Genomic DNA, 19,909 nt, shown 5'->3' with positions numbered 1-19,909 from the left:
TCCGTGCCATCAATGCAGGAGCGGCCTGCGCAAGTCGAGGGTCATCGGGAATTCATTTGTGCGTTCCTCCGGCGGCAGCGCGATTCGTCCCGGAGTGTGGCCGTGATCCTGGAAGCGGGCGAGCCGCCGTGCCTCCGCCTCGTAGGAGTTGATCGGCTTGGTATCGTAGTTGCGGCCGCCGGGATGGGCGACGTGATAGACGCAGCCGCCCAGCGAACGGCCGTTCCAGGTGTCGATCAGGTCGAAGGTCAGCGGCGCATGCACCGGGATCGTCGGGTGCAGGCCGGAGGCCGGCTGCCATGCCTTGAAACGAACCGCCGCCACCGCTTCCGCCGACCGTCCGGTCGAGGTCATCGGCATCCTCCTACCATTGCAGGTGATGAGGTGGCGGCCTTCGATGAAACCTTCGGCTTTGACTTGAAGTCGCTCGACCGAGGAATCGACATAGCGCACGGTGCCGCCCGCGGCGCCTTCCTCGCCCAGCACATGCCAGGGCTCCAACGCCTGCCGCAGCTCCAGGGTCACGCCGCCATGCTGCACGCGGCCGAAGGTCGGAAAGCGAAATTCAAGCTGCGCCTGGTACCATTCCGGCGAGAAGTCGTAGCCGGACGACCGCAGCTCATCCAGGACATCAACAAAGTCTTCCCAGATGAAGTGCGGCAGCATGAAGCGGTCGTGCAGCGCCGTGCCCCAGCGCACGAACCGGCCGTCCTGCGGCTCGCGCCACAATTTGGCGATCAGCGCACGGATGAGAAGCTGCTGCGCCAGCGACATCCGCGGATCCGGCGGCATTTCCAGTGCGCGGAACTCCACGAGTCCGAGCCGGCCCGTCGGTCCCTCCGGCGAGTACAGCTTGTCGATGCAGATCTCCGAGCGGTGGGTATTGCCGGTGATGTCGACGAGCAGATGCCTGAACAGCCGGTCGACCAGCCACAGCGGCACGCTCTGCCCGATCCGAGGCACGTTGGCGAGCGCGATCTCGAGCTCATAAAGGCTGTCGTGGCGCGCCTCATCGATGCGCGGAGCCTGGCTGGTCGGCCCGATGAACATGCCGGAGAACAAATAAGACAGCGACGGGTGCCGCTGCCAATACAGGACGAGACTCTTCAGCAGATCGGGGCGACGCAGGAAGGGCGAATCCTGCGGCGAGCTGCCGCCGACGACGACATGATTGCCGCCGCCGGTGCCGGTGTGGCGGCCATCGATCAGGAAGCGATTGGCGCCGAGCCGCACCTTCGCGGCATCCTCATACAGCCCGAAAGTGATGTCGACCGATTGCCGCCAGCTCGCGGCCGGCTGGATGTTGACCTCGATGACGCCGGGATCGGGCGTCACCTTGATGACCTCGATGCGCGGATCGAACGGCGGTGCATAGCCCTCCACGTGAACCTTGATCTGCATCGACTCGGCCGTCGCTTCGACCGTTGCGACCAGCTCCAGGTAGTCCTCGATGGTTTCGACCGGCGGCATGAACACGCAGAGAATGCCATCGCGGATCTCGACCGACATCGCAGTGCGGACGCCGAGCCCTCCCCAGTACTGATACTGAACATCCTGCTGCGGCTTCGGCGCGCGATCGAGCTTCGGCAGCGGCGGTACCTGCGGCACGATCACCGGACGCCCCTGCGTGAACATCGGCAGCGGCCCGCGCTGCTCCATCGGGTCCTGCTCGTGGATGTACGGGAAATCTTCCGGCGGAATGTAGGCCAGCGAGCCGATCGGCAACCGCAGGCCGAGCGGCGAGTCGCCGGGAATCAGGAACAGGCGCTTGCGCCGCAGGCCCCAGCGCTCGCTGCGCCAGCGCCGGGGCTGCGCATTCCAGCGCTGGATCGGCAGCACGAAGCCGCGCGGGATGTGCAGGCCTTCGTCGAACACCCGCGCCATGCGCGCGCGCTCTTCGGGATCGGCGAGCTTGGAGTCGAGCGCGTCGACGTTCTCGGGCAGCGCGGCTTCCTTCTGCAGCCAATGCGCGGGATCCTCGAACGCGGGCAGCACGTAGTCCGGCTCGAGCCCGAGCGTCTCGGCCGCCGTGTCCAGGAAACGCTCTGCATCCTGGATCGTCGCCCTGCGCGGGCCATCGACGCTGGCGATCAGATCCGGATTGCGCCAGATCGGCTCACCGTCCTTGCGCCAATACAGTCCGAACGCCCAGCGCGGCAGGCTTTCGCCGGGATACCACTTGCCCTGTCCGTAATGCAGCAGGCCACCGGGCGCGAAACGCGCGCGCAGACGCCGGATCAGGCTGTCCGCGAGCCCGCGCTTGGCCGGGCCGACGGCAGCCGTATTCCACTCCGCCGATTCCATGTCGTCGATCGACACGAAGGTCGGCTCGCCGCCCATCGTGAGGCGCACGTCGTTTTCGGCGAGATCGGCATCGACGGCTTCGCCGAGGCGGTCGAGCCGGTCCCACGCCTCATCCGAAAATGGCCGGGTAATCCGCGGCGCTTCGCGGATGCGCCTCACATTCATCTCGAAGTTGAAGTTGACCTCGGCGACTCCGGCACTGCCGCTGATCGGCGCGGCCGAGTGATAGTGGGGAGTCGCAGCAACGGGGATGTGTCCTTCGCCCGCCAGCATGCCCGAGGTGACGTCGAAGCCTATCCATCCAGCGCCGGGCAGATAGACCTCGGCCCAGGCATGCAGATCGGTGAAATCATTCTCGACCTCGACCGGCCCCTCGATCGGATCGATGTCGGGACGAAGCTGAATCAAATAGCCGGAGACGAAGCGGGCGGCGAGCCCGAGATGCCGCAGCGTCTGGATCAGCAGCCACGCCGAGTCGCGGCAGGAGCCGGCGGCCGACGACAGCGTCTCCTCCGGCGTTTGAACGCCAGGCTCCATCCGGATGATATAACGAATCTTTTTCTGCAACTGCGCATTGAGTTCGACGAGATAGTTGACCGTGTTGTCCGCATCGCGGGGAATCGACTTCAAGTATTCCGCGAACAACGGCCCCGGCTCGATCGTCTCGAGATAGGGCGCCAGTTCCACCTTGAGGCCCTCCGGATAGGCGAAGGGAAAACTGTCGGCGTAAGGCTCGACGAAGAAGTCGAACGGATTGATCACGGTCATCTGCGCCGTGAAGTCGACCTCGATTTTGAGTTCGTTCACCTTCTCAGGGAAAACGTAGCGGGCCAGCCAATTGCCTTGCGGATCCTGCTGCCAGTTCACGAAATGGTTGGGCGGCGTGACCTTGAGCGAATAGCTCAGCACGGGGGTCCTGGTATGTGGTGCAGGGCGCAGGCGGATGGTCTGCGGGCCCAGTTCGACCGGACGATCGTATTTGTAATGGGTGACGTGATGTAATGCGACGTAGATTGACACGAGGCTTCGGCGCTCCAGCAACTTTTTTAAGCAGAACATTGCTGTGCTTAGGGATCAAGCACTAACAAAGGGCAGAGCTGCCTATTGGACGATCCTAAGCCCAAAAGGCGGCATTTGGACCGCGCCGGTCCAGTTGAGCCGCCCTATCAGGTGTCTCCGCTGCACGCACCGGTCGCTTTCCGGCCGCTGCGCGCCTCAATCAGGCCCGTCACGAAGAACGAGAGAAGAACAAACAACCTCTCCAGCCGCGTCGGCAAGAGTTGTCCACAGGAAGGCGCCGCCGGCGCTCACGGAAGATTGACCAGTCCCTCAAAGCAGGGATTAACCCCGAATGATGAACTAACAAGAACTAATAGCGTTGCATTTGCCGCAATCGCTTGATAGCTCGACTACACATGCTATTTAGGACCATCATTGCCAAAAGGAGAATCAAGTGGCGAAGACAGCTAAGAAGGCAGCTACCAAGAAGTTGGCGCGGAAACCCTACACGCCCGCCGACATCAAGCTGCTGAAGCAGCACTCGAAGTCCAAGACCCCGGTCGCCAAGATCGCCAAGGCGATGAAGCGGACCGAAGGCTCGCTCCGTCAGAAGGCTCTGGCGCTCGGCATCGGCCTGGGCCACCAGCGGTAAATTGCTCGGCGCCGCTGTCACGCGAGCGTCGGCAGGGCCAGCCCATGACGGACTGCCCACGACAGCCAGCCCGTGGCGGCGCGCTCACCTGTCATCTGATCTCAGTTGCGATCCAGTCTCAGTTAACTTGCGATCTCAGCTGCGATCAGATGCCGGGGCACCGGACCGCAGCCCCGATAGGGGCCGCCGAATAGCTGAGTTATCCAGCTACATCGTCGCGCCGAGCACCCAGGGCGCGAACTCGGCCCCGCCGAAATCGAAGCTCTCGCTCTTGGTCGGCTGCCCCGAGGCGGTCTTCAACATCAATTCGAAGATGCGCTGGCCGCATTCCTGCACCGTCTCCTCGCCGTCGAGGATGGTGCCGCAATTCACGTCCATGTCGTCTTCCATCCGCTTGTACATCGGCGTGTTGGTCGCGAGCTTGATGGACGGCGCCGGTTTGCAGCCGAACACGCTGCCGCGGCCGGTGGTGAAGCAGACGAGATTGGCGCCGCCGGCCACCTGCCCCGTCGCCGCAACCGGGTCGTAACCGGGCGTGTCCATGAACACGAAGCCCTTCTTGGTGACGGCTTCCGCATAATGCAGCACGTCGACCAGATTGGTGCTGCCGGCCTTGGCCATCGCGCCGAGCGACTTCTCGAGAATCGTCGTCAGGCCGCCGGCCTTGTTGCCCGGGCTGGGATTGGCGTTCATCTCCGCGCCCTCGCGCGCCGTATACTCTTCCCACCAGCGCATCAGGGAGACGAGTTTCTCGCCGACGTCGCGGCTGACTGCGCGGCGCGTCAGCAGATGCTCGGCGCCGTAGGTCTCGGGCGTCTCCGACAGGATCACTGTGCCACCATGTCGCACCAGCAGATCGCTTGCCGCACCGAGCGCCGGATTGGCCGAGATGCCGGAATAGCCGTCGGACCCACCACATTGAAGGGCGACCGTCAGTTCGCTGGCCGGAACCGTCTCGCGCTTGACCCTGTTGGCGTCGGTGAGCGCTTCCCTGACGAAAGCGATGCCGGCCTCGACGGTCTTGCGGGTGCCGCCGACCTCCTGGATGTCCATGGCGCGCAGGCGGCCGGCGAGCTTCTGCTCCTCCATCAATCCGCCGATCTGATTGGCCTCGCAACCAAGGCCGAGCACGATCACCGCAGAGAAGTTCGCGTGCCGCGCGTAGCCGCCGAGGGTTCGCCGCAGCAGCTTCAACGGCTCGTCGAGCGTCATGCCGCAGCCGGTCTTGTGCGTCAGCGCCACGACGCCGTCGACGTTCGAGAAGTCGGCGAGCGGATCGTCACCGGTGAAGGGATTGCGCTTGAACACGTCGGCAACGAGGCCCGCGACATGCGCGCTGCAGTTCACCGAGGTCAGAATGCCGATGTAGTTGCGGGTCGCGACCCGGCCATCGGGCCGGCGAATGCCCTCGAACGTCGCCGGAAGATCGAAATTCGGCGTCGGCTTCACGTCAACGCCATAGGCGTAGTCCTTGGCGAAATCGCCCATGCCGCAGTTCTGCGTATGAACGTGCTGCCCGGGCGCGATCGGCGCGGTCGCGAAGCCGATGATCTGGCCGTAGCGGCGGATGGGCTCGCCCTGTGCGATCGGACGCACCGCGACCTTGTGACCGGCCGGAATCCGGTCGGTCGTGGTGACCCCATCGGCGATCGACAGCCCCGGGGGCAGGCTGGCGCGCGCGATCAGGACGCTGTCCTCGGGATGAAGACGGATGACGGGGGTGGGAGCCATGGCTGTCTCTCTCGTATCAATACGACGATCGCGAACACATATGCGAATGGCGAGCGGCGCATAGCGAATGGACGGATCCCCGTTCGCTACGCCCTCCTCGCCACTCGCCTTTCTCGTTACGCTTTGCCGCCGGATTCCTTGCGGGTCTGCGCGACCTGCTGGCGGGCATAGACCTGCATCAGGCCGACCTCGTTCGACAAGGTCACGAGCTTGAAGCCCATGTTGATGGCGCGGACCGCACCCTCGGCGCCGCTGCAGTGAATGCCGGGATTGAGCCCACGCTTGCCACACTCCTTCACGATCTTCTCATAGATCTTGAGGATTTCCGGCTCGTCACGATCGAGCTTCGGCACCAGGCCATAGGAAAAGCCGAGATCGGAGGGCCCGATATAGACGCCGTCGATGCCTTCGACATCGAGAATGGCTTCCATGTTCTCGACCGCGGTCCTGGTCTCCATCATCGGCAGCAGCACGATCTCGTCGTTGGCCGTCTTCTGATACTCGCCCGCACCACCATACATGCCCGAGCGGATCGGACCGTTGGAGCGCACACCCTTCGGCGGATATTTGGAATAGGAAACGAGGTTGCGCGCTTCCTGCGCTGTGTTGACCATCGGGCAGATGACACCATAGGCACCGCCATCGAGCACCTTGCCGATGATGCCGGGCTCATTCCACGGCACGCGCACCATCGGCGTGACCGGATGGCCATGCATCGCCTGGAAGCATTGCACCATCGACAGATAGTCCTGCACCCCGTGCTGCATGTCCACGGTGACGCTGTCGAAGCCGCACTGAGCCACGACCTCCGCGGAGAAGCCCGAGGGGATCGCGAGCCAGGCATTCACCACCGTCTTGCCTTCGGCCCAGAGTTGCTTGACCTTATTGTTCGCCACGACTGCGTTTCCTTCCCTTGTTGTTCAACCGATCCGTCTCGTTAGAATTCGTTCTCGCCGATGGCGCAACGCAATGCAATCCCGCTCAATCTGAGCATGGATGCTTCGCACCACCCGCAGTCACACTGATTTCACGATGTCGCCCGCTGAATGCTCGCTTCGCTGACACCCACTTCGCGTGCCGTGTTCACTATTGCCGCCCAGGTGTCATCGGGCAAGGGCACGCCATTGGCCGTACGCTCGGCCCGCATCTTGCGCTCGGGATCGCCCGGCACCAGCACCTGATCAACGCCGGAGACCGGCTTGGTCGCCCGGATGAAATCCGTGTAGCGGGTGATCTCACCATCAAAGAAGCTCGCCGGATCGACCACCTTCGGGTCGATGTAGATCGCGAGCATGCCGTTGGCAAAGCGCCGATTTGCCGACGTCGCCCCGGTGCCGGTCAAGGCGCCGCCGAGCAGCTCGCAGATGAAGGCGAGACCGGAGCCCTTGTGCTCGCCGAAGGCGCGGATCGCTCCCGTCCCCTTGGTGTGGTCGCGCGTCCCCTCGGCCTCATAGGGTCCATAGAGCACCGCCGGATCCTCGCTGAGCGTCCCGTCGGCATCGATCAAGGCGCCCTTGGGCAGCTTCTTGCCGCCGCGGCTCGCCACCAAGACCTTGCCCTCGGCCACGATCGAGGTCGCGAAATCGAGCACGATGGGATCCTTTCCCTGGCGCGGGATGCCGACACAATAGGGCGCGGTGGAGAACCGCTTCTCGACTCCGCCATAGGGCGCCACCAGCAGTGAACCTGCGGCCGTGACGAAATGAATGGAGACGAGCCCCTCGGCGGCGGCCATTTCCGCCCAGTCGCCGACCCGGCCGAGATGGCCGGAATTGCGCAGCGCCAACGCAGCCAAGCCGCTCTTCTTGCAACGCTCGATGCCGATCCTCACGGCCTGTGGTGTCACGGTCTGACCGTAGCCGAACTTGCCGTCGACGACCACCAGCGACGGGGTGTCGACCACGACCTCTGCGGTCTGGTTGGGCACGATCGAACCCATCTTCTGCCAACGGATATAGACGGGCACGCGGATCACACCGTGGCTGTCATGCCCTGTCAGGTTGGCCGTCGTCAGATAGGTCGCGATCCGGCGGGCCTCCTCCGGCGAGGAATTGGCGTGTTCAAAGACGTCGGCAACGAAATCGATGAGATGCGCAACCTTGATAGTGACCATGACAACTCGCGGGTTCGATCAGCATGCGAAAACAGAGTTAGCATGGTTTGCCATGCCTGCGACGCACGCCCTCTCCGCTGGACTGCATCGCTTCTTATCAAAACGCCGAACGGCCTGCCAAGCATGAGACCGCGTCATTGCGCTTGGTCCGCGGCAGATCAGCCATCGCCGTCGTCGGAGGCGTCGAGATCGCCGCCGATGCTCTGCTCCAGCTCGCCCAGCATCTTGTGCAATGCGGCAAGCTTGCGGGCGCCATACCGGCTGGCAATCGATGCATAGATCGCCTCTGAGCTCGGCGCGACCTGTGCGATCAGCTTCATGCCCTTGGCCGAGATCGACAACACGCCCCTGCGCATGTCGCGGCTATCGACTTCGCGCTGAATCAGGCCGCGCGCCTCGAGATCGCGCAGGATGCGGGACAGGCTGGGCCCGAGCAGGAACGCGACCCTCGCCAGCTCCGTCACCTCGATCACATCGACCGCCGCCAGCGCGCGCAAGATACGCCATTGCTGCTCGGTCAGGCCGTGCTGTCGCAGATTGGGGCGAAACTGCCGCATCACGGCCTCACGCGCCCGCAACAAGGCCATCGGCAGCGACTGCGAGAAGTCGCGCATCGGCACCTTGCGCGCTTCCTTCGCAGCCTGCCTGGCGACCTTGGCCCTGGTCTCGCTCACATCAATCTCCTCAATCTCCCGTGGGCCATCCTGAACATTTGCACTGCAGCAAACGTCCTTTCGGTTTGCCGACTGAAACTTAACATGTTAATCATCTGTCGCCATCTCTTTTCTGAGCGATAGACCATGCCTCTTGCGAGCGACCAGATTCATAGCTGCGCCTTACGCCTGGATCAGGCCGAAAAGAGCCGCCGCCAGATCAGGCAGTTGTCGCAGGAGTTTCCCGATATCACCATCGCAGATGCCTATGCGATCCAGGAGGCCTGGATCAGCATCAAGGTGGCCGCGGGCCGCGTCATCAAGGGTCACAAGATCGGGTTGACATCGAAGGCGATGCAGAGCGCGCTGAACATCGATGAACCGGATTCGGGCGTGCTGCTCGACGACATGTTCTTTGCCGATGGCGGGCTGGTGCCGTCCGACCGCTTCATCGCGACGCGTATCGAGGCGGAGCTTGCCTTCGTCATGAAGCACCGTCTGTCTGGACCGGACTGCACCTTGTTCGACGTACTCAACGCGACGGATTTCGTGGTGCCGGCACTCGAGATCCTGGATACGCGGATCGAGCGGGTGGATCCCGCGACCAAGGCGACCCGCAAGATCTTCGATACGATCGCCGACAACGCCGCAAATGCCGGCATCGTGCTCGGCGGCCGGCCGCTGCGGCCGCTCGATGCCGACCTGCGCTGGATCGGCGCACTCTGTTATAAGAACGGTCAACTGGAAGAGACCGGCTTGGCCGCCGGCGTGCTGAACAACCCGGCAACGGCCGTTGCGTGGCTCGCCAACAAGATCGCGGCAAATGGATTCGCGCTGGAGCCGGGACAGGTGGTCCTTGCCGGCTCGTTCATCCGGCCGATCGAGGCGCGCAAGGGCGACACGATCCAGGCCGACTACGGCCCGTATGGGACGGTGAGCTGTTACTTCGCCTGAAGCCTGCCCCGGAGCGACCGCATCATGCCGCATTTCAGCATCGAATACTCCGCCAATCTCGACGCCTTTGTCGTGATGGCCAACGTCTGCGAAGTGGTCCGCAAGGCCGCCAGCGAGACCGGGATCTTTCCGATCGGCGGCATCCGCGTGCGCGCGATCCGCTGCGAGCACTACGCGATCGCCGACGGCAAGCCCGACTCCGCCTTCCTCGCCATGCTGCTGCGGCTCGGCGAAGGCCGCGACCTCGCGGCACGGCAGAAGGCCGGCGAGCACGTCTTCAAGGCACTCTCGGCGTATCTCGATCCGGTCTTCGCAAGCACCAAGTTCGCATTGTCCTTCGACATGCAGATCAACGACGCCGCGACCAGCTGGAAGCGCAACAACATCCACGACGCCCTGAAAGCGGAGGCATCCCATGGATAAGGCCAGCCCCAAGACCGACATCTACAAGGCCAATCTCGACCGTGCCGCTCCCCTGCTCGCGAAGCTGAAGGACGAGGGCATCGGCCACTTCATCGACGGCAAGGTGGTGCCGGCGATCTCGGGCACGACGTTCGAGACGAAGTCCCCGATCGACGGCACTGTTCTGGCCAAGGTCGCTCGCGGCAATGCAGAGGACATCGACCGCGCGGCGACATCGGCCGCACTCGCCTTCAGATCCTGGCGCGACATGGCGCCGGCGATGCGGCGCAAGCTACTGCATCGCGTGGCCGACGCGATCGAGGATCATGCCGACGACATCGCCGTGCTCGAATGCATCGACACCGGGCAGGCCTATCGCTTCATGGCCAAGGCCGCGGTCCGCGCGGCGGAAAACTTCCGCTTCTTCGCCGACAAATGCACCGAGGCGCGTGACGGCCTGAGTACGCCGAGCGACGAGCATTGGAACATCTCGACGCGGGTGCCGATCGGCCCGGTCGGCGTGATCACGCCATGGAACACGCCGTTCATGCTGTCGACCTGGAAGATCGCCCCGGCGCTCGCGGCCGGCTGCACGGTCGTACACAAGCCGGCGGAATGGTCGCCGATCACGGCGCAGTGGCTGGCCAAGCTCGCCAAGGACGCCGGCATTCCCGACGGCGTCCTCAACACCGTTCATGGCTTCGGGGAGGAGGCCGGCAAGGCGCTGACCGAGCATCCCGCGATCAAGGCAATCGGCTTCGTCGGCGAGAGCTCGACGGGATCTGCGATCATGGCGCAGGGCGCACCGACCCTGAAGCGGGTGCATTTCGAACTCGGCGGCAAGAACCCGGTGATCGTGTTCGACGATGCCGATCTCGACCGCGCGCTCGATGCCGTCGTGTTCATGATCTACTCGCTCAACGGTGAGCGCTGCACCTCATCCAGCCGCCTGCTGGTGCAGCAGAGTATCGCCGAGACCTTTACGGCCAAGCTTGCGGCGCGCGTGCGTGCGCTGAAAGTGGGTCATCCGCTCGATCCCGCCACCGAGATCGGGCCGCTGATCCACGAACGGCATCTCGCCAAGGTCTGCTCCTATGTCGACGTTGCACGCGAGGACGGTGCGATCATCGCCGTCGGCGGCAAGCGGTTCGACGGCCCGGGCGGCGGGCATTACGTCGAGCCGACACTGGTGACCGGCGCGCGCCAGACCATGCGCGTGGCGCAAGAAGAGGTGTTCGGGCCGTTCCTCACCGTGATCCCGTTCCGCGACGAGGCTGACGCGATCGCGGTCGCCAATGACGTGCAATACGGCCTCACCGGCTATGTCTGGACCGGCGACATGGGCCGCGCGCTGCGCGTCGCCGACGCGCTGGAAGCCGGCATGATCTGGCTGAACTCGGAGAATGTCCGCCACCTGCCAACCCCGTTCGGCGGCATGAAGGCATCGGGCATCGGCCGCGACGGCGGCGACTATTCGTTCGACTTCTACATGGAGACCAAGCACGTTTCGCTCGCGCGCGGCACCCACAAGATCCAGCGGCTCGGCGTCTAAGGAGAACTGCCCATGACCTCCGCTCGCCTCGCCACCTATGCCGTCGATGGTTCGGTCCGCTACGGGCTCGTGACCGACACCGGCCTCGTCGATCTCTCCGCGCGGTTCGCCAGGGATTATCCGACCTTGCGTGAGGTGATCGCCGCGGGCGCCCTGCCCCGGTTGATCGATGCCGCAGCCGGGCTGTCGCCCGATCACGGCCTCGATGCCATCACCTGGCTGCCGCCGATCGCTTCGCCCGAGAAGATCATCTGCATCGGCGTCAATTATCCTGACCGCAATGCCGAATACAAGGATGGCCAGGACGCGCCGAAATATCCGTCGATGTTCATGCGGACGCCGCGCTCCTTCGTCGGTCATGAAACGCCCCTGGTGCGTCCCCGCGCCTCGCCGCAGCTCGACTATGAAGGCGAGCTCGTGCTGATCATCGGCAAGGCCGGCCGTCACATCCCGGAGGCCCAGGCGCTGGATCACATCGCCGCACTCACGCTTTGCAACGAGGGCACCATCCGCGACTGGGTGCGGCATGCCAAGTTCAACGTCACCCAAGGCAAGAACTTCGATTCGACCGGCAGCCTCGGGCCTTGGATCGTGCCCTACACGAATGAGAGCCAGATTGCCGATATCCGGCTGACGACGCGCGTCAATGGCGAATTGCGCCAGGACGACCGCACGTCACGGCTGATCTTCGGCTTCCGCTACCTCATCAACTACATCTCGACCTTCACCACGCTCGTCCCCGGTGACGTGATCGTGACGGGCACGCCCACCGGCGCCGGTGCACGGTTCGATCCGCCGCGTTATCTGAAGCCCGGCGACGTCATCGAGATCGAAGCCGACGGCGTCGGCACCTTGCGCAATGGCGTCGTCGACGAAGCTCTGTAAAGTCAGCAACGGAATGTCAGCATGACCACCATGACCGGCGGCGAAGCCATCGTCAGCGGGCTCGTCGCCCACGGCGTCGACACCGTGTTCGGCCTGCCTGGAGCGCAGGTCTATGGCCTGTTCGATGCCTTCCACCAGGCGCAGCTCAAGGTCGTCGGCGCCCGCCACGAACAGGCCTGCGGCTACATGGCGTTCGGCTATGCCCGCGCCAGCGGCAGGCCCGGCGTGTTCAGCGTCGTGCCGGGTCCCGGCGTGCTCAACGCCGGCGCGGCACTGCTCACCGCCTTCGGCTGCAACGAGCCGGTGCTGTGCCTCACGGGCCAGGTGCCGACCGACTATCTCGGCCGCGGCCGCGGCCATCTGCACGAGATGCCGGACCAGCTCGCGACCCTGCGCACCTTCGTCAAATGGGCCGAGCGCATCGAATATCCCGACTGCGCGCCGACGCAGGTCGCGCGCGCGTTCCAGGAGATGATGTCGGGGCGGCGCGGCCCCGCTGCGCTCGAGATGCCGTGGGACGTGTTCACGCAGAAGGCGGCCACCGCCGCGGCGATGCCGCTGGCACAGTTCGCGCCGCCGCAGCCCGATCCCGACCGCATCGCCAAGGCGGCCGGGCTGATCACGTCCGCGAAGGCGCCGATGATCTTCGTCGGCTCAGGCGCAATCGAGGCGCGCGAGGACATCCTCGAGCTCGCCGAGATGATCGACGCGCCGGTCGTCGCCTTCCGGTCAGGACGCGGCATCGTCTCCAATGCACACGAGCTCGGGCTTACCATGGCCTCAGCCTACAAGCTGTGGCCGACCACCGATCTGATGATCGGCATCGGCACCCGCATGGAGCTGCCGACCACGTTCCGCTGGCCGTTCAAGCCGGATGGATTGAAGTCGATCCGCATCGACATCGACCCGGTGGAGATGCGGCGCCTGATCGTCGACGCCGGCATCGTCGCCGATGCCAAGGCGGGCACGGCCGCGCTCATCGCTGCTGTGAGCAAGGCGGGGTACCGCAAGAGCTCGGGACGCCGCGCCGCGATCCGGGAGGTCACCGCAGCGACCTTGCAGGAGATCCAGAAGGTCCAGCCGCAGATGGCCTATCTGAACGTGCTCCGCGAGGTGCTGCCGCGCGACGCCATCGTCACCGACGAACTGTCGCAGGTCGGCTTCGCCTCCTGGTACGGCTTTCCCGTCTACGAGCCGCGCACCTTCATCACCTCGGGCTATCAGGGCACGCTCGGCGCGGGTTTTCCCACCGCGCTCGGTGCCAAGGTGGCGCATCCCGACAGACCTGTGGTCGCGATCACCGGCGATGGCGGTTTCATGTTCGCCGTGCAGGAGCTGGCGACTGCCGTGCAATACAACATCGGCGTCGTCACCCTGGTGTTCAACAACAATTCCTATGGCAATGTCCGGCGCGACCAGCGTGAGCGCTTCGACGGCCGCGTCGTCGCCTCCGATCTCGTCAATCCGGATTTCGTCACGCTCGCCGAATCCTTCGGCGTCGCCGCCAGCAAGGTCACGTCACCCGATCAGTTCAAATCCGCGCTCGAGACGGCGCTGGCGCATGGCGGGCCATATCTGATCGACATCGAGGTGCCGCGCGACTCCGAGGTCTCGCCCTGGGCCTTCATCCATCCGTCGAAGCCTCCAGGGATCTGATCGACCTCACGGCGGGGACGCGCGGCGTCCCTGCAATCCGGCGGCGGCCATCGCCAGCAGGCCCGCGCCGGCCACGAGCCAGCACGCGACCGGCGCCCACTGCACCAGCGGCGCATAGTCTGGCAACTTCTGCAGACCGCCGGCGACGGCAGCGATCCGCGCGAAGGTTGCCAGCGCCAGCGCCGAGAACACGAGCCCGGTCACCTTGCCCTCGGCGCCGGTCGTCCCGATCGCGAGCGCCGCGGAAATGGCGCTCATCATCATGCAGCCCCAGGCCGCCCCGGCGATGAACTGCGCCACGATCAGCACGGTCAATGCGCCCGCGAGCTCGGCGATCACGATCGCGAGCGCACCGAGCAGACCGGCGAATCCCATCACGATGAGCCCGCCGCTATGCTTGACGACCACGCTGGCCGGGAACAGCACGAGGTTGAAGCCGATCCAGAACACCGGCATCAGCCAGGAAAGGTCCTCCGGCCTGGCGAAGCGGAGATAGAACGCCGAGCTGTTGATGCTGAAATGCAGCTGGTAGCCGAGCGCGAGGATCACCATGGCGCCGATGAACAGCAGCGGGAGTCCCCGCAGCGGCCTGGGCTCGGGCTTGGCAGCTGCTTGCGCTGCCCGACCGCTATCCTGCGGAATGCGCGAGAGACCGAGCGCCGTCAGCAGCAGCACGGCCGATGAGATGACGAACGGCAGGCGCGGATCGTAGTCGCGCAGGATCACGCCGAGGTAGGGCGACACGGCGCCGGCCACGCCATAGCCGAGCATGACCAGCGCTGCCAGGAACGGAATGGCCGGCCGGGCCGCATGGCGCCCGAGCAGCGTCAAGGGCGGCGCGCGCAAGACCGACGAGGTCAGCGCCCAGATCGCGATCAGTCCGATGAAGACCGCTGGACCTGCGGACGCCGCCACGAAAGGCAGCGCGACAAAGGCGGCGCAGGATACCGCAGTCAGCAGGCCGATGAAGAGACCGAACCGCGCGGCGGCGCGCCCGATGCGATCGGCCGCAAGTCCCATCGCGGTATCGGACAATGTGAAGATCGCCTGGTCCAGCATCAGGATCAGAACGACGGCGGAGGGCGCGATGCCGGCCTGGGCGGCGAGCTTCGGCAGATAGATCACGTAGGTCGTCCACAGCAGCGTGAACACCAGCTGCAGCAGCGCAAGGTGAAGTCCCATTCGCGCCGCCGCAGGCGCCCGCTCGTCCGCAAGTTCGACAGTGCTCATGGCCCCTCTCCCGGGCGCAGCATAGAGCCAGGGATGCCCGCTGCAAAATGAGGAACGTCACAGAGCGGCCAGGACTATCGGGCGCGGCGGAACGTCAGGTTGATGCGCCGGCGGCCGAGCCGAGCATGCTCGCCATCGGCGAGCGGCGCGACGCCGTGAAAGGCGAGCCGCGCCGGGCCGCCCCAGACGACGACGTCGCCATGGGCCAGCCGATAGCGTTGCGTCTTGTCGGAGCGCTTGAGGCCGCCGAACAGGAACGTCGCGGGAAGGCCCAATGACACCGAGACGATCGGCGCGCCGACGTCGCGCTCGTCGCGATCCTGATGCAGCGACATCTTGGCGCCGGGCTCGTAGCAATTGATCAGGCAGGCATCGGGCGCGAAGGCGGCAAAGCCTGCCTCGCTCGCCGCCTGCTCGGCGAGCTGTCGCAACAGCGGCGGCATCGCCGGCCACCTCTGTCCGCTGTCTGGATCAACGGGATCGTAGCGATAGCCGCTGCGGTCCGTCACCCAGCCGACCGAGCCGCAATTCGTCATGGCCACCGACATCTGGTGCCCGCCGGGCGTGATCATCCGGCGGAACGGCGCCTGCGCGGTGATCGCCTCGATCGCGGCCAGAAGCTCCGTCGCATGTGGCTGCGCAAAACCACGCAGCAGCACCGCGCCGGGCGCGAGCGGCTCGCGCGCCGGTCCGGCGATCTCAAATCCATCGAACAGATCCGTCATATGCTACTTCGCATCGTGAAAGATCACGCCGAGCGTATGCCGCCGGCCGGAACGCAGCCGGCTCACGCCATGACGCATGTTGACACGGTAGCTGCCGCGCGTGCCCTGGACCGGGCGATTGTGGACCGCGAACACCACCGCATCGCCCTGCCGGAGCGGCACCACCTCGGCGCGCGACTGCATGCGCGGCCGCTGCTCGGTCAGCACGAACTCGCCTCCCTCGAAATCGCGCCCCGGCTCCGACAGCAGGATCGCGACCTGCAGCGGAAACACGTGCTCGCCATAGAGATCCTGGTGCAGGCAGTTGTAGTCGCCCTCGACATATTGCAGCAAAAGCGGCGTTGGCCGCGTCTGGCCGGCCTCATGACAGCGCGCCAGGAAGTCGTCGTGCTCGGCGGGAAATTGGATGTCGATCCCCATCGTCGCATTCCAGCGGTTGGCGATCGCCACCAGATGCGAATAGAGCCGCGGCCGCAACTGCGCGATCGGATCGGGCAGCGGATAACTGAAATATTTGTACTCGCCGCGGCCGAAACCATGCCGCGCCATGACGACGCGGCTGCGGAAGTGCCGGTCGTCCGGATAGAGCGCCGCCAGGGCGCGGCAATCGTCGGGCGACAGCAGCTGCGTCAACACGGCGCAGCCGCCGGCATCGAGGTCGCGTTCGACCATCGCCCAGTCGATTGCATCGATCCCGGTGGCGGCGGAAAAGTCGACTTCGGGCACTGCGTGCTTGAGTCTGGCCATGCGATTCATCCCAGATGTCATTCCGGGGCGGCGCGAAGCGACGAGCCCGGAATCCATACGCACGATCGTGGTTATGGATTCCGGGCCTGCGCGCAAGGGCGCGCATCCCGGAATGACGAGCGTGTCATGAAACGCACGCTAGTGGCCACCCGTTTTCCGGACAATTCTTCGCATCACGGTTTCCTGAAACCATCCAGTGAACCGGAACGCTCATGCAGGAACCAACTTCTGACGATGCGATCTCCGCGCACCAAACGGCTCTTCATCCTGTTCGGCAAGTCGATCCTGGCTATGCTCTCGATCGCTGTCGTGCTGCTGCTCTACGCCGAAGGCTATGTGATCTGGTACTTCGAATACGGCCTCGGACTCCCTACGGAGAGCCAGCTTGCGGCTCTCCCGACGACAGGTCCACTCTGTTCGGCGAACCCGAGAAGCTCCTTTGTGCCGCTCTCGGAGATTCCGCCTCTGGTCCGGAACGCCGTCGTGGCGTCTGAAGACCGTGACTTCTACGCGCGACCCTATGTCGGCCCGCTGGCCCGGCTCGCATCCGACATGGCGGCGGGTCGCCGGCCGGGCCGGTCGAACATCATCCACTCGGTTAGCCGAGATTGTCTCTGTACCCTCGTTCCGGACTGTTACAAAGGGCCGAACCTCGAATGGCAGATTGGCACAGAGGTGTTCATGGGCCGCATCGAGCGCACGTTCACGCGCGATCGCATCCTGGAGGCCTATCTGAACAATGCCTATCTTGGCCGCCGGACCTATGGTGCTGCAGACGCAGCCACAACCTATTTCGGCAAAGCCCTCGCAAGCCTCGACATCGGCGAGCTTGCCTTTCTCCTCGCGCGTTTCCGAAGGCCGTGGACCTCTGAGCACGACAGCGAGTGGCGCGATCGCATGCTCGACAGGATGCTGGCCGCCGGTCTCATCGACCAGGCCCAGGCGATCGCCGCCAAGGCCGCGCCTCTGCCCCCGATCGATGGCCCGTCACACAAACCCTGATCGCGTTCGGCCAGCTCAGCCCCGCACCACGCCCTCGACCCCAGCCGCGATCTCCAGCAGTTTGCGGTCCTGGCCGCCGGACTGCGCCAGCATCAGGCCGACCGGGACCTCGCCGTGGCGGTGCGCCGGCAGCGAGATGGCGCAGCCGTCGATCATGTTGATGAAGGTGCAGTTGCGCAAAGCGCGGATGTTCTCGCGGGCGAAGGCCTGGTCGTCGGCGAGATCGGCGATGACAGGCGGCGCGTTGGCCGTGGTCGGCATCGCCAGCGCATCGTGGGGCGCGATGCGTGCAGCGGCGCGCTTCACCAGCGAGCGGCGCGCGTTGAGCATCTCGATGTAATCCGGCACGGTGATCGCCTCGCCGCGCATGATGCGGACGGACACGCGCGGATCGTAGACGTCGCCCTTGGCTGTCAGCAGGAAGCGGTGCCAGGCATAGCTCTCGGCGGCGGCGAAGCCGCCCTTCATGCCGATCAGGCCGACGTCGAGGAACTCGGGGAATTCGATACGCTCGATCAGCGCCCCCTGCTTCGCCAGCGTCTGCAGCGCCCGCTCAAAGGTCTCGGCGACCTCGACATCGAGCTCGTCGAGCACGACCGTGGTGGGCACCGCAAGCCGCAAACCCTTCACCGGGCGCGACGCGAGCGGGCGGACCGGCTCGTCGGCCAGCACGGAATCGAGGACGGCACAGCAGGCGACCGTGTTGGCGAGCGGCCCAAAGCTGTCGAGCGTGGTCGACAGCGGCACGCCGCCGTCGAGCGGCACGCGGGCCTGCGTCGGCTTGTAGCCCGTGATGCCGTTGAAGGCCGCGGGAATGCGGCAGGAGCCGCCGGTGTCGGTGCCGAGCGCGCCATAGGCCATGCGATCGACGATCGAGACCGCGGCGCCCGACGACGAGCCGCCGGGCACATGGCCGACGTCGCGCTTCCAGGCGCTCTTCGGCGTGCCGTAGTGCGGGTTGATGCCGATGCCGGAATAAGCGAACTCGGTCATGTTGGTGCGGCCGATCACGACGAAGCCGGCCCGGCGCAGCCGCACCACCGCCGGCGCATCGGCCTCGGCCGGCGCGGAATCCTCCAGCGCCCGCGAGCCGGCGCGGGTGACCTGGCCCTTGATGTCGAACAGGTCCTTGATCGAGACCGGAATGCCGGCGTAGGGCGACGGCGCCGCATTGGCCTTGCGCAGCGCATCCATGCCGTCGGCCGCCGCCAGCGCGGCCTCCTTGTCGACATGGATGAAGGCGCGCTGGCCCTCGCCGGCGGGATCGGCGATCCGGGCGAGACACTCCTCCACCAACTTGCGGGACGTGGTGCGACCGGCGGCGAGATCGTCGGCCAGCGCGGCCAGGGTCGGATTCGAAACGGTCATGGCATCCTATAGCGTGTCTGCGGCATCGGCCGCGATGTCCAGATCGAGCAGCGCGGAACTCAGCGACTTGCCGTGCGCATCCAGCGCGAGCGACCGGGTGACCCCGCCGCCGAGCGCCCGGCTCATCACGAAATTCAGCGCCGCAATGTTGGGCAGCTCATAGCGGACCACCTCGCCCTGGACAATGCCGGCGAAGTGCGCCTTCACCCGCTCGGCCGTGACTTGTGCGAGCAACAGCGGGTAATCCTTGGGGTCGTAGGCGATGACCGAGATGTTCGAGGTGTCACCCTTGTCGCCGGTTCTGGAATGGGCGATGTCACGCAGCTTCATCTCGGCTCCGATCATACTCCCAGCATCAAAGACCAATTTTCATCAGGCGGCAATTGCCGTCCAAACACCTCTGCGCCTCCCGGAGGGCCGCATGCGTGGCGTGATGGACCGTTGACGCGTCTGCGTCAAATGGCGCATCACGGATGCAAAGGAGCGGGCGACGGAGCCCGCCGCAGGGAGGATCAACCGGGATGGCCGAGCCTATGCGTGCACGCCCCAAACCGACACCCGAGACGCAGCATTTCTGGGACGGTACCCGCGCCGGCGAATTGCGGCTGCAGCGCTGCGACGCCTGTGCCCACGTCTACTTCCCGCCGCGCCCATTCTGTCCGGCCTGCGCCAGCCGCAAGGTCAGCGTCTTCAAGGCCACGGGCAAAGGCACGCTCTACAGCTACGTCATCAACCATCGTCCCCCTGCGCCCGGCTTCACGCCGCCCTACGCCATTGCCGTCGTGGCGCTCGAAGAGGGCCCGCGCATGATGAGCAACATCACGGGCTGCCCGCAGACACCGGAGGCATTGGAGCTCGACATGGCCCTCGAAGTCACATTCGAGAAAATGGACGAGCAGATCACCCTGCCCCTGTTCCGGCCGGCGAAAGGATAGC

The 19,909-nt window shown here is 65.2% G+C and carries 18 protein-coding genes; 8 read left to right on the top strand and 10 right to left on the bottom strand.

The window, feature by feature from the left end; genetic code table 11:
• Nucleotides 1-9: 9 nt before the first annotated feature.
• On the bottom strand, nt 10-3,324 hold the full coding sequence (locus QX094_RS24155) for a transglutaminase family protein (protein ID WP_316188173.1): 3,315 nt from the start codon (nt 3,322-3,324) through the stop codon (nt 10-12).
• A 433-nt stretch (nt 3,325-3,757) separates the two neighbouring features.
• On the opposite strand from QX094_RS24155, the gene QX094_RS24150 reads away from it, so the two are divergent.
• A complete protein-coding gene (locus tag QX094_RS24150; RefSeq protein ID WP_008964013.1) occupies nt 3,758-3,955 on the top strand; it encodes a hypothetical protein in 198 nt (65 codons plus the stop codon).
• Nucleotides 3,956-4,162: 207 nt separating this feature from the next.
• Here the strand turns inward: QX094_RS24150 and QX094_RS24145 are convergent, their stop codons facing one another.
• The 4 genes from QX094_RS24145 to hpaR form a co-directional block, all read right to left on the bottom strand.
• On the bottom strand, nt 4,163-5,686 hold the full coding sequence (locus tag QX094_RS24145) for an altronate dehydratase family protein (protein WP_316185197.1): 1,524 nt from the start codon (nt 5,684-5,686) through the stop codon (nt 4,163-4,165).
• A gap of 116 nt (nt 5,687-5,802) precedes the next feature.
• Entirely contained in the window at nt 5,803-6,582 is a 780-nt protein-coding gene (locus QX094_RS24140; protein WP_315749218.1) for an HpcH/HpaI aldolase family protein, read from the bottom strand.
• Nucleotides 6,583-6,713: 131 nt separating this feature from the next.
• Nucleotides 6,714-7,799 carry a malate/lactate/ureidoglycolate dehydrogenase gene (locus QX094_RS24135; protein WP_316185195.1) on the bottom strand — a complete coding sequence of 362 codons (1,086 nt, stop codon included), beginning with the start codon at nt 7,797-7,799 and terminating at the stop codon, nt 6,714-6,716.
• 158 nt (nt 7,800-7,957) lie between these two features.
• A complete protein-coding gene (gene hpaR, locus QX094_RS24130) occupies nt 7,958-8,413 on the bottom strand; it encodes a homoprotocatechuate degradation operon regulator HpaR (RefSeq protein ID WP_409977900.1) in 456 nt (151 codons plus the stop codon).
• A gap of 186 nt (nt 8,414-8,599) precedes the next feature.
• Between hpaR and hpaH the strand changes: the two genes are divergently transcribed.
• From hpaH to QX094_RS24105, 5 genes are read left to right on the top strand one after another with little or no spacing between them, the layout of a single operon-like run.
• Complete coding sequence (hpaH, locus tag QX094_RS24125; protein ID WP_316164391.1) at nt 8,600-9,406, top strand: 2-oxo-hept-4-ene-1,7-dioate hydratase; 807 nt, start codon at nt 8,600-8,602, stop codon at nt 9,404-9,406.
• Between the two features lie 24 nt (nt 9,407-9,430).
• A complete protein-coding gene (locus tag QX094_RS24120; protein ID WP_315826358.1) occupies nt 9,431-9,829 on the top strand; it encodes a 5-carboxymethyl-2-hydroxymuconate Delta-isomerase in 399 nt (132 codons plus the stop codon).
• A complete protein-coding gene (gene hpaE / locus QX094_RS24115) occupies nt 9,822-11,360 on the top strand; it encodes a 5-carboxymethyl-2-hydroxymuconate semialdehyde dehydrogenase (RefSeq protein ID WP_316164390.1) in 1,539 nt (512 codons plus the stop codon). Before QX094_RS24120 ends, hpaE begins: the two co-directional genes overlap by 8 nt.
• Nucleotides 11,361-11,372: 12 nt before the next feature.
• Nucleotides 11,373-12,245, top strand: a complete 873-nt coding sequence (locus QX094_RS24110) for a fumarylacetoacetate hydrolase family protein (RefSeq protein WP_316174656.1) — start codon at nt 11,373-11,375, stop codon at nt 12,243-12,245.
• A 21-nt stretch (nt 12,246-12,266) separates the two neighbouring features.
• Nucleotides 12,267-13,901: a thiamine pyrophosphate-dependent enzyme gene (locus QX094_RS24105; RefSeq protein ID WP_316185192.1), complete on the top strand. Its 1,635-nt coding sequence runs from the start codon at nt 12,267-12,269 to the stop codon at nt 13,899-13,901.
• 6 nt (nt 13,902-13,907) lie between these two features.
• Here QX094_RS24105 and QX094_RS24100 read toward each other — a convergent pair whose 3' ends face one another.
• The 3 genes from QX094_RS24100 to QX094_RS24090 form a co-directional block, all read right to left on the bottom strand.
• Nucleotides 13,908-15,131 (bottom strand): MFS transporter, encoded by a 1,224-nt coding sequence (locus QX094_RS24100; protein WP_316188172.1) that lies wholly within the window; start codon nt 15,129-15,131, stop codon nt 13,908-13,910.
• A 74-nt stretch (nt 15,132-15,205) separates the two neighbouring features.
• Nucleotides 15,206-15,856, bottom strand: coding sequence for a DNA oxidative demethylase AlkB (alkB, locus tag QX094_RS24095; RefSeq protein ID WP_315714921.1), 651 nt, complete (start codon nt 15,854-15,856; stop codon nt 15,206-15,208).
• Between the two features lie 3 nt (nt 15,857-15,859).
• Nucleotides 15,860-16,603 carry a 2OG-Fe(II) oxygenase gene (locus QX094_RS24090; protein ID WP_316188171.1) on the bottom strand — a complete coding sequence of 248 codons (744 nt, stop codon included), beginning with the start codon at nt 16,601-16,603 and terminating at the stop codon, nt 15,860-15,862.
• Between the two features lie 126 nt (nt 16,604-16,729).
• Between QX094_RS24090 and QX094_RS24085 the strand changes: the two genes are divergently transcribed.
• Entirely contained in the window at nt 16,730-17,605 is an 876-nt protein-coding gene (locus tag QX094_RS24085) for a transglycosylase domain-containing protein (protein ID WP_316188170.1), read from the top strand.
• A 15-nt stretch (nt 17,606-17,620) separates the two neighbouring features.
• Here QX094_RS24085 and QX094_RS24080 read toward each other — a convergent pair whose 3' ends face one another.
• Together QX094_RS24080 and QX094_RS24075 are read right to left on the bottom strand one after the other, a co-directional pair.
• Nucleotides 17,621-18,973, bottom strand: coding sequence for an amidase (locus QX094_RS24080; RefSeq protein WP_316188169.1), 1,353 nt, complete (start codon nt 18,971-18,973; stop codon nt 17,621-17,623).
• Nucleotides 18,974-18,979: 6 nt separating this feature from the next.
• Nucleotides 18,980-19,303: a hypothetical protein gene (locus QX094_RS24075; RefSeq protein ID WP_316188168.1), complete on the bottom strand. Its 324-nt coding sequence runs from the start codon at nt 19,301-19,303 to the stop codon at nt 18,980-18,982.
• Between the two features lie 191 nt (nt 19,304-19,494).
• On the opposite strand from QX094_RS24075, the gene QX094_RS24070 reads away from it, so the two are divergent.
• Nucleotides 19,495-19,908: a Zn-ribbon domain-containing OB-fold protein gene (locus QX094_RS24070; protein ID WP_315749201.1), complete on the top strand. Its 414-nt coding sequence runs from the start codon at nt 19,495-19,497 to the stop codon at nt 19,906-19,908.
• Nucleotide 19,909 lies beyond the last annotated feature (1 nt).

Source organism: Bradyrhizobium sp. SZCCHNS1050, assembly GCF_032484785.1.
GTDB lineage: Bacteria > Pseudomonadota > Alphaproteobacteria > Rhizobiales > Xanthobacteraceae > Bradyrhizobium.
The sequence above is the reverse complement of the archived record's forward strand: the minus strand, read 5'-3'. Positions and strand labels throughout refer to the sequence as shown.